Here is a 9,293-nt window from a genome sequence, read left to right as displayed (position 1 = left end):
GGCGGAGGAAACGAAGGTGGTGGGGGGGGGGGGTGGGGGGGGGTGGTTTTGGGGCGGGGAAAGAACACACCCCCCCCCCCCGCCGTGGGGGGTGCCCCCCGGCCGGATTCCGCGGACGGGCGGAACCACCCCGAACCCTACGTGCGGATCAGGCTGCGCAGCACGTACCGAGCGTCGGCGGGCACCCGAAACGACAGGTCGTCCCCGCCCAGCCTCGTCGGTGGGGTCACGACGGAAGTGCCAGGACGGGCAGTTCGCCGTCCAGCTCCGCGCGCCAGAACGCCTACAGTGCGTCGGCGCGGGTGAGCGCGGCGGACTCCAGCTCGACCGGCAGCGCACTGTACGGAGCGGCCGGTGCGGGAGTGTCCCGCGAGTACGCGCCGCGTGCGTACTCCTGGGTCAGCCCGGCAAGCAGCACCGACAGCGACGAGACATCGCAGACGAGGTGATGCAGGGAGAGGACGAGGACCTGCGCGTCGCCACGCAGCAGGATCCGGGCCCGTACCAGCCAGTCGCGTTCGAAGTCGAATGGCCTGGTCGCCCGCCGGGCTATCCACCTCCCGACTCGGCGTCGGTCCAGCTCGCCGCGTCCACGACGTCAAGGGCGACCGCCGCTTCGGGCCGTACTTCGGCGACCGGGGCCCCTCGACGTCACGGACTCTCAGCCGCAGTGAGGCGTGCCGGGCGACGACGGCGTTGAGCGCGCGTCAGCCGGTCGACGTCTGCGGTCAGGGTGAAGGCACGGGTGATGTTGTAGGCGTAGCTGCGCGGGTCGCTGCGCTGGATGAACCACAGTGCCCGCTGGGTCTCCGTGAGGCGCGGGCCTCCTGCCGCGGCGGCCACGGCGGTGTGGGCGGGGGCGTCCAGCGCGGTTCGGGCGCGCGCGTCGAGCGACTCGGCGCGCAGCCGCACCGCAGGCCACCCCACCATCGCCGCCGCACTCCGCACGACAGCCCTCCGCCCCTACAAGCGCCCACTGGCCGTCCTCGGACTCAACTGCCCTGCACCAACGCACGATCAACGAACGTGGCAATCGCCCTGCCATCAGGACCGAGCCGTGAGCCCGTCAATGACGACTTTCAGCATGCGGTCTAGTTGAGTGCGCTGCTCGGGAGCGCCAGCCACGGAAAGGACACCGGCGAGGATGCTGCCGACATCGACCGGATCGATGTCGCTGCGCAGTTCCCCCGCTTCGGCGCCGGCTTTGAGCATCATCCCCAGGACTTGCTGAATCTGGTCGCAGACCGGTCCGGTGCCGAAGCGTCCGGAAGCGCTCATCGCGACGAGAGCTTCGCAGACGCTTCGCCGCTCGCCCGCCCATTCGGCGAAGCGTCGCATCCAGGCGTGCAGGGCCTGTGCGGGTCGCTCGGTTTCCAGGAGGAAGAGCGCGTCATCACGCAGCGGGCGGATCTGATCGCGGTAGACCTCTTCGATCAGATCCTCGCGGGTGGGGAAATGCCGGTACAGGGTCGCGTTCCCCACGCCCGCGCGTTTGGCGATTGCGTCCAGCGAGACCGCCCGTCCGGAGGCGAAAGCCTCGGTGGCGGTGGCGATCAGGTGCTGGCGGTTGCGTTGGGCATCGGTGCGCAGGGGGCTTCGTGGAGGTGTCATGACCTTCGCGATCCAGAGTGATGGGTGAGGTGCCTCGGACGAACCGGGGACGTCTCCGTTACTGTACAGTGAGCGAAACGGGGAGCTCCCCGATTATCGCGACCTGTCCGCCAAACGAAAGGCTCGCCATGCCCGCAGCGCTCATCACCGGCGGTACGACCGGAATCGGTAGAGCGACTGCTGGACTACTGCACGCCCGTGGCTGCCGCGTCGCCGTCGCCGGGCAGAACCCCGACTCCCTTGGGCGAGCACGGGCCGAGCTTCCCGGCGACGTACTCGCATCGAATCGGACGCGCGTGTCCTGGCCGGCACCGACGATCTCGTGGCAACGGTGGCCAAACGTTTCGGCTCTCTCGACTTGCTCCTCCTCAGCGCCGGGGACTTCCGGCCTGCACCGGTTGCCGACGCGACGGAGGAGTCGCTCGACGAGCAGGTCAGCGTCGACTTCACGGGCGAGTACTTCACCTTCCAGAAGGGGCTTCCGCTCGAGCGACGGCGGAGCAATTGTCCTCACGGTGGGCGTCGCCCGGAGCCCGACGCGGTAGCCCCGGCGCCACGCTTGGGGTGGCGACGCGCGGCGTCCTGTTTGGCGATGCTGCCCTCGCTCGCCCCGGAACTGGCCCCGTGCAGGATCCGCGTCAACGCCGTGAGCCCCAGAACGACCGCGACCCCTCTCTTCGACGAGGTGGGATTGCCTCAGAGCGGTCGTGAGGTCATGCGCACGAAGATCGCGTTCGAACGCTTCGGATCAAGCCAGGAAGTCGCGGAGGTCGTCGCCTTCCTCACGTCGGACGTCGCCGGCTACGTCAGCGGTCAGGACGCCTCCGTGGCTGGCAGGTAGGGGCTCGACGGCCGAAACACGGACACATGTCTGCCACCGGTCCCCGACACCACACACCACAACTATTAGGAGAAGTCTGATGTCACGTACTCTCGACACCTACCGGCTGCTGGGCCGTTCCGGACTGCGGGTCTCGCCACTGGCGCTGGGTGCGGCAACTTTCGGCACGGAATGGGGTTGGGGCGCCGACCGCGAGGAGGCGCGCAAGCTCTTCGACCGCTACACCGAGCTCGGCGGCAACTTCTTCGACACCGCCAGTACTTACACCAACGGCAGCTCCGAGCGGCTGCTGGGCGAGTTCGCCCGCGGTAATCGCGAGAGTCTGGTGCTGGCGACGAAGTACTCGACGCTGCGCCAGCCCGGCGACCCCAATTCCGGGGGCACGCACCGCAAGAGCATGTTGGCGTCTGTAGAAGCCAGTCTGCGACAGTTGGACACGGACTACATCGATCTGCTCTATCTGAACGTCTGGGACTTCAGGACGCCGGTGGAGGAGATCCTGCGCGGCCTCGATGACCTGGTGAGGCAGGGCAAGGTGCTGTACGTGGCGATCTCCAGCGCCCCCGCCTGGCAGGTGTCGCGCATGCAGGCTATTGCCGATCTGCGCGGCTGGTCGCCGCTGGTCGCGCTGGAGATCGAGTACAGCCTGATCGAGCGCACCGCGGAGCGTGACCTGATCCCGATGGCACGCGAGATGGGACTGGCCGTGGTCTCCTTCTCCCCGCTGGGAGGTGGGGTGCTCACCGGCAAATACAGCCGGGAGGACCAGAACCCGGCAGGTCCGGTCACCGGGGAAAGCACCAGCAATCGCAGGAGCCTCAACGCCGCCCTGGGATGGGTAACCGACCGTAACCTGGCCATCGCCGATGTGGTAGGGGAGGTGGCCTCGGACCTAGGCTGCACACCCGCCCAGGTCGCACTGGCCTGGGCTCTGCACTCCCCGCATGTGACGGCGCCGATCATCGGCGCCCGCACCGTCACGCAGTTGGAGGACAATCTGGGCGCCCTGCAGGTCGACCTCACTCCTTCCCAACTGGCCCGCCTCAATGAGGTCAGCGCCATCGACCTCGGCAACCCGCACGGTCTGCTCGCCAGTGACCACATCCGCACGATCACCACAGGCGACATGAAGATCGAAACCCGCCGGTGATTCACCTCAGGAAAAGCAGGATCCGGCTTTACACCACCCTTTCGACAATTAGACGGAGCAACTCGGCATGAGTCAGTACCACGACAAGAATGTGGTGATCACGGGTGGCAGTAGCGGCATGGGACTCGCGCTCGCGGACCTTCTAGTGCATGGCGGAGCCCGCGTAGTAGTTACCGGCCGCTCTCAGGACAAGCTCGACGCAGCGGGCAAGCGGCTCGGTGCACATGCCGTCACTTTCCGAGGCGATGTGGCCTCACTGTCCGACCTGAACATGCTCTCCGACCTCGTGAAGACCGAGCTTGGTTCGATCGAAGCCCTGTTCGTCAACGCCGGAATTTCGCCCCTCACGCCACTTAGGTCGACGACCGAGGAAATGTATGATGAGCTCTTCGCGATCAACGTCAAGGGTGCCTTCTTCACTCTGCAGAGGCTTGCCCCGTTGCTGAGCACGAACGCCGGCGTCGTCCTCACCACCTCGATCGCGAACGTCATCGGCAAGGTGGACATGAGCGTCTACGCGGCCGGCAAAGCTGCACTGCGCTCGATGGCCCGAACTTTCTCCGGCGAGCTACTTCCGCGAGGGATTCGTGTCAACGCGATCAGCCCCGGCCCCATCGACTCGGGGATTCTGGAGACAATGAATTTGCCCAAGGAGGCCATATCCGAGTTCAGGAAGGAACGGATCGCAAGCAATCCCATGGGGCGTTACGGAACCGTCGAGGAGTTCGCCAGGGCTGCCGCATTCCTCGCTTTCGATGCCACGTACACCACGGGCATCGAGCTGGCCGTGGACGGGGGCGAAACCCAGCTCTGAGAATGAGGAGGATTCGCTGGAGCGGACCGATCGCTGCGTTCTTATTGAGCCGGAACTGTCAGGTTTCCTACTGGATCGCGTAGCGAACGTGGCGGGCGGTGAAGTAGCCGCAGACGATGTGGGGCTGTTTCTGGCGTCGACGCAGGAAGCGGCGGGTGTCGTGGGCGAGACCGTCGGGTGAGGCGGCTCGGGCTCCGTGGGCGTGGTGCTTCAGATCAGCGTTCAACAGCTCGTCGCGATGCGGTTCGGGGCTGTATACGGGCATCGGGTGCAGTTCGACGCGCTCGGCGTTTCGGCAAGCCGGGACGGGACGGCCTTGCTGCGGTGGACCAGTGCCGGTTGGCGACATCGGCTCCGGCGCCTCCTGCGCGGCCGCATCATGGTGGGCGGCCAGAGCCACGGCCGTGTCCACCCGAGCGATCACCCGCCACTCCAATACCCCCTCGACCGCGGCAAGTTGGGGCAGGTACCGGCCCGCCTCCAACTGAGGCATCCACCCGCACCCGGGCAGCAGCCCCCGCCCCTCCAACAATCCCACCACCGACGCAACCGACTGCTCCGCATAGTCGAGGACGAACTGATCGCCCCACGACGGCCCCGTAGCCATTCGCCTGAACAGCGGAAACTCGGTGATCAGATCCGGAAGGACAACGGCTTCTCACCAGGCTTGCCATGGATCCTCACACACTGACCTTGACCACTGCGGCTAATCGACGTAGCTTTTTGGCTATCTACATTAGCTAAGGAAGTCGACATGACTGAGCTACTGAACGTGGAAGGCGGCACCCTCGCCTACGAGGTGACCGGCTCCGGGCCGCTGATGGTGCTTGCGCACGGGATCGGCCAGAGCCGCGACGCCTATCGGTTCATGGTCCCGGAGCTGGTGGCCGCCGGTTACCGGGTCGCGGCCGTGGACCTGCGAGGCAGCGGCGAGTCGACCGCGACGTGGCCGTCCTACACCCGCACCGATATTGCCGCCGACCTGATCGCACTGATCGAGCACCTCGGCGGTCCCGCGGTGCTGGTCGGCCACTCCATCTCCGGCGGTGCCGCGACGATCGCCGCAGCCAAGGCGCCGGCGCTCGTGAGCGCCGTCGTCGAACTGGCGCCGTTCACCCGCAAGGTGGAGCTCTCGCTGAGCGCCCTGGGCGTGTCCCGCTACCGCAAGGCAGCGACGGCGATCTCGGCCGTCGCGATGCTCGGCAGCCACAAGCAATGGCGGAAGTACCTGGAGATCGCGACCCCGGAGCCGCGCCCGGCGGACTGGGCCGCGAGCCTTGAGCGCACCGACGCGATGCTGCACGAGCCGGGCCGGATGAAGGCCCTGCAGAAGCAGATGAACAGCGCCGCTGACGCCGGTGCCCAACTCGGCAACGTGCACTGCCCGGTCCTGGTCGTCATGGGCACCCTCGACCCCGACTGGGGTGACCCGAAGGCTGAGGGCGAAGCCATCGTGGCCGCGCTGCCGGAGGGCGTCGGCCGGCTCGAGATGCTCCCGGGGGCAGGCCACTACCCGCAGGTCCAATGCCCGACAGCGGTGGTCGGCCTGGTGCGCTCGTTCCTGGAGACGGCCCGTGCCTAGAGCCGGACTCGACCGGGCCACGGTCATCGCGGCCGCGTCGGAACTCGCCGACGAGGTCGGCTTCCCCGGGTTGACCATGGGCCTGCTGGCCGAGCGGGTCGGCGTGCGGACACCCTCCCTGTACAAGCACGTCGATTCGCTGGACGCCCTCCAGCGGGGCGTCGGCCTCCAAGCCGTCCGCGACATCGGCGCCGTCCTGACCCGGGCCGCGGTCGGCCGGTCCGGTCCGGACGCGGTCCGCGCGATCGCCGAGACGTACCGGAAGTGGGCCCTCGACCACCCCGGCCGATACGCCGCCAGCGTCCGCGCCCCGCGCCCCGAAGACGAGGAACACCAGGCCGTGGCCTCCGAAGCGGTGCAGATCCTGGTCGACGCGGTCGCCGGATTCGGGCTGACCGACGAACGCGCCATCGATGCGGTTCGAGCCCTGCGCACCGTCATCCACGGCTTCGTCGGCCTCGAAAACGACGATGCCTTCCGGATGGAGCGCGACACCGCCGACAGCTACCGGTTCGTCGTCGACACGCTCATCAGCGGCATGCAGGCCGAGGTCGCCGACGGCGGGCCCGACACCGCGCCGCTCCATGCCGCGGAGGGATCATGACCCAGGCCGCCGACTCCCCGAACCGCACCAACGCCGCCTCCGGGCTGCGGTTCCTGACCGAACTGATCGGCTGGACGGCCACCCCGTGGGCGCTGTACCGAGTCGACTGGGCAGTCTCGATCGCCGCGTTGGTCCTGCTGATCGGACTGCCGGCGGTCGTCGGGACACCCGGCGACCGCCCGTTCGACCCGCCGGTGGCGGTTCCCGGCGCGGCGATGCTCCTGCTCGTGCTCCTCGAAGTGAGCGCCGCAGCCGTGGCACCGTGGTTCGCATGGCCCACGTGGGCGGCAGTTGTCGCGACAGCGCTGGCCGCGACGTCGGTCGTGCTGGAACAACCCCGCTGGCGTTGGCTGCTGCACCACTAGATCACGACTCGACACGCACCCTGGCTGTCCCCACGTCACAGTTCACGATGGGCTTGTTCACGGATCGAGAGCATGTCCGCGCGCGCCCCAGACGAAGCCTGGGAGGAGATGATCTCCTGCGGAAGCGGGCGGAGAGGCTCATGTCTCCCCCTGAGCAGCGGTGCGGCTGCCGGCCGTTGCCGAGTTCGACCACCAGGGCGGGCTCCCCACCGGATGTGGTCGGCGCTGGCCCGGCGCAGCCTCAGCAAGCCCGATAAGAAGGCCTACTACTACAACTTCGCCTTCGCACCCCTTCACCTCACGGTCCGGGAACCGGTACGGGCCGCCGGGGCGCGCTGAGTGCCCCGGCCGGGTCAGCTCGCCGACCAGGTTCCGCAGTGACTTCGTGGTCCAACGTAGCAGCGACATCGGGTCACCGCGTTCGTCCGGCTCGGCCAGGCTCAACAGGGCTTCGGGCAGGTCCCGTTCGTTGGCTCCGGCGCGCCTGCAGCCTCCGCGCGGTGCACGCGTTCGGCCCTCCGGCAGCGGCCGCCCCCGCTTCCAGCTCCGACACTCCACGCCGGACGGGCGATGCCGCTGACCTGCGCGATCCGCGCCACCGCCCGTACGCCGCCGGGCCCGATCGGTCGGGCCTCGGTAGCCAGAGCCAGCCGCCGCTGCCGCTCGTTCAGATGGCGAAGGGGCCGTTGTTTGCGAAGACGAGCTTGGCGAAGTTCTCGCCGATGCGGCGGTGCCCTTCGGGGCTGGGGTGGATCGCGTCCGGCAGGGGGAACTCTTCGTGGTCGCTCTCGCCGTAGAGATCGAGTCCGTCGAGGTAGTGGAGGTTGGGGTCCTCGACGGATCGCTGCTTGACGATGTCGGCCAGGACGTCGCGGACGATCGTGAGCGTCAGCCGTCCGGCGCGGGTCTCGGCCGGATCACCGGTGGCCTTGAACTTCAGGGTTCCACTGGAGAGGTCCGGCATGAGAGGTCCGGGCGTGTTCTCGTGGGTCGGACACAGGACAGGGGAGACCAGGAGCAACGGGGTTGTGGGGTGGCCCTCGCGGATGGTGTCGAGAAAGCCATGGATGGCGGGGGCGAAAGCGCGCAGGCTCATGGCGTCGCCGTTGACGACGTTGATGCCGAGCTTGACGCTGATCAGGTCGGCCGGAGTGTCGCGCATCGCGCGGGCAGTGAACGGGTCGACCAGGGCGCTGCCGCCAAATCCGAGGTTGATCAGCTCCACATCGCCTGCGGAAGCGGCCAGGGCAGGCCAGATGGTGCTGGGGAAGACGGCGTTGGATCCGTGGCTGATGGAGCTGCCGTGGTGCAGCCACACCCGGCGCCCCTTGTCCGGGGTCGGCTCGACAGGGGCGTTGGTACGAAGGGCTATGACCTCGGTGATCTCCGCGTGCGGGAGCCAGATCTCCATGTCCTTCTCGCCGGCGGGCAGGTCGGTGAAATGGGCGGTACCGGCGGGGCCCGGGGTGAATTCCGCGGTCTGGGTCTGCATATCGGTGATGGTGCGCAGGTTCCCGCCGTCCACGGTGGCCTGGGCTGTGAGGCGGCCGTCGACCAGGAGGTCGTAGACGCCGTCCGGTGGGGGCGGGAAACCCCGGTAGACGCGTTTGGTGGGCAAGGTGTCCAGGCGGATGGTGGTGGCGCTGGTACGGAAAGCCAGCCGGACGCCGGAAGGCTGGGCCTCGGCCACGGCCAGCCGGTCGTCGGGGATCTGGCGGCGCGCCCAGGCAGGCAGACGGTGCGGCAGCAGGCCGTGGGCAGTTTCTTCCACGTCGAGGTGTCCGCGCAGGAAGGCGGCGGTGTCGGAGGTGGTGATCAGATTCTGTTCGGTACTCATTGTCTCAATGCCTTTTCATTCTGGGGTGTGGTGTCGGGTCGGGATGGGGGATCCCGTCGCGGGGTGATGTGGCCGGTCAGGGGCTCTCGCAGCGCTTCTCCCGTTTGGACGGCGACCGTAGTAGCGCCGCTCCGCGCAAGGCCAGAGGGGCCTCGGACTCCTTGGAGGGGCTCTTGTCCGCGATGGACAGCAGGCCGGGGCAGGGCATGTGATGCCTCTGTCTTTGGCAAAGGGAGTCGTCTGTTTCAGGTTCTCCCGCCGGCATGAATGACGTCGCTAATAGTCCGCACCACACGGTCAACGCTTTCCGCCGCTGCCTCAGGGGGAGAGCTGCTCGGACTGATGGATGAACACGGTGGCACCGCGTCGGCTGCCGCAGATGATGCCGTGCTCGATCTGAGTACCCAGCGCCTTCTCGTCCTCATGGTATTCGTGCGAATGAGTATCCACCCTGTCGCATTGCTCGGAGAACGGTCCGACGATCCGGTG

At 67.8% G+C, this 9,293-nt stretch carries 12 protein-coding genes and 2 pseudogenes; 7 read left to right on the top strand and 7 right to left on the bottom strand.

The genetic code is table 11. The features are described from left to right. Positions 1 to 283 precede the first annotated feature (283 nt). The 3 genes from ACFXOM_RS08990 to ACFXOM_RS08980 form a co-directional block, all read right to left on the bottom strand. A complete protein-coding gene (locus tag ACFXOM_RS08990; protein WP_384947690.1) occupies positions 284 to 553 on the bottom strand; it encodes a condensation domain-containing protein in 270 nt (89 codons plus the stop codon). A gap of 98 nt (positions 554 to 651) precedes the next feature. Next, positions 652 to 930: a hypothetical protein gene (locus ACFXOM_RS08985; RefSeq protein ID WP_384947683.1), complete on the bottom strand. Its 279-nt coding sequence runs from the start codon at positions 928 to 930 to the stop codon at positions 652 to 654. A 114-nt stretch (positions 931 to 1,044) separates the two neighbouring features. Next, a complete protein-coding gene (locus ACFXOM_RS08980; protein ID WP_384947680.1) occupies positions 1,045 to 1,611 on the bottom strand; it encodes a TetR/AcrR family transcriptional regulator in 567 nt (188 codons plus the stop codon). Between the two features lie 20 nt (positions 1,612 to 1,631). Here ACFXOM_RS08980 and ACFXOM_RS08975 point away from each other — a divergent pair. From ACFXOM_RS08975 to ACFXOM_RS08965, 3 genes and pseudogenes are all read left to right on the top strand, one after another. Further along, a pseudogene (locus tag ACFXOM_RS08975) lies at positions 1,632 to 2,452 on the top strand (SDR family NAD(P)-dependent oxidoreductase). 79 nt (positions 2,453 to 2,531) lie between these two features. Next, a complete protein-coding gene (locus ACFXOM_RS08970; RefSeq protein ID WP_384947678.1) occupies positions 2,532 to 3,602 on the top strand; it encodes an aldo/keto reductase in 1,071 nt (356 codons plus the stop codon). A gap of 67 nt (positions 3,603 to 3,669) precedes the next feature. Then, positions 3,670 to 4,416 carry an SDR family oxidoreductase gene (locus ACFXOM_RS08965; protein WP_384947675.1) on the top strand — a complete coding sequence of 249 codons (747 nt, stop codon included), beginning with the start codon at positions 3,670 to 3,672 and terminating at the stop codon, positions 4,414 to 4,416. 67 nt (positions 4,417 to 4,483) lie between these two features. Here ACFXOM_RS08965 and ACFXOM_RS08960 read toward each other — a convergent pair whose 3' ends face one another. Continuing rightward, positions 4,484 to 5,023: a hypothetical protein gene (locus tag ACFXOM_RS08960; RefSeq protein ID WP_384947673.1), complete on the bottom strand. Its 540-nt coding sequence runs from the start codon at positions 5,021 to 5,023 to the stop codon at positions 4,484 to 4,486. Between the two features lie 147 nt (positions 5,024 to 5,170). On the opposite strand from ACFXOM_RS08960, the gene ACFXOM_RS08955 reads away from it, so the two are divergent. The 4 genes from ACFXOM_RS08955 (at position 5,171) to ACFXOM_RS08940 (ending at position 7,306) form a co-directional block, all read left to right on the top strand. Next, the gene (locus tag ACFXOM_RS08955; RefSeq protein WP_384947671.1) at positions 5,171 to 5,998 is read left to right on the top strand and encodes an alpha/beta fold hydrolase; all 828 of its coding nucleotides are present in this window, start codon (positions 5,171 to 5,173) and stop codon (positions 5,996 to 5,998) included. Next, positions 5,991 to 6,602 (top strand): TetR/AcrR family transcriptional regulator, encoded by a 612-nt coding sequence (locus tag ACFXOM_RS08950; RefSeq protein WP_384947668.1) that lies wholly within the window; start codon positions 5,991 to 5,993, stop codon positions 6,600 to 6,602. Before ACFXOM_RS08955 ends, ACFXOM_RS08950 begins: the two co-directional genes overlap by 8 nt. Continuing rightward, a complete protein-coding gene (locus tag ACFXOM_RS08945; RefSeq protein WP_384947666.1) occupies positions 6,599 to 6,967 on the top strand; it encodes a hypothetical protein in 369 nt (122 codons plus the stop codon). The genes ACFXOM_RS08950 and ACFXOM_RS08945 overlap by 4 nt, the downstream gene beginning before the upstream one ends. Positions 6,968 to 7,180: 213 nt before the next feature. Then, positions 7,181 to 7,306 (top strand): hypothetical protein, encoded by a 126-nt coding sequence (locus tag ACFXOM_RS08940; protein WP_384947663.1) that lies wholly within the window; start codon positions 7,181 to 7,183, stop codon positions 7,304 to 7,306. Here the strand turns inward: ACFXOM_RS08940 and ACFXOM_RS08935 are convergent. The 3 genes and pseudogenes from ACFXOM_RS08935 to ACFXOM_RS08925 all read right to left on the bottom strand — a co-directional run. Next, positions 7,307 to 7,611 (bottom strand): annotated as a pseudogene (locus ACFXOM_RS08935) (ISAzo13 family transposase); the annotation flags it as partial. A gap of 23 nt (positions 7,612 to 7,634) precedes the next feature. Beyond that, complete coding sequence (locus ACFXOM_RS08930; RefSeq protein WP_384947660.1) at positions 7,635 to 8,804, bottom strand: GDSL-type esterase/lipase family protein; 1,170 nt, start codon at positions 8,802 to 8,804, stop codon at positions 7,635 to 7,637. Positions 8,805 to 9,122: 318 nt separating this feature from the next. Next, positions 9,123 to 9,254 carry a hypothetical protein gene (locus ACFXOM_RS08925; RefSeq protein WP_384947657.1) on the bottom strand — a complete coding sequence of 44 codons (132 nt, stop codon included), beginning with the start codon at positions 9,252 to 9,254 and terminating at the stop codon, positions 9,123 to 9,125. Positions 9,255 to 9,293 lie beyond the last annotated feature (39 nt).

Source organism: Streptomyces sp. NPDC059169 (genome assembly GCF_042755225.1).
Taxonomy (GTDB): domain Bacteria; phylum Actinomycetota; class Actinomycetes; order Streptomycetales; family Streptomycetaceae; genus Streptomyces.
Note: the sequence above shows the minus strand (reverse complement) of the source record. Positions and strands in the feature narration are given on the sequence as shown.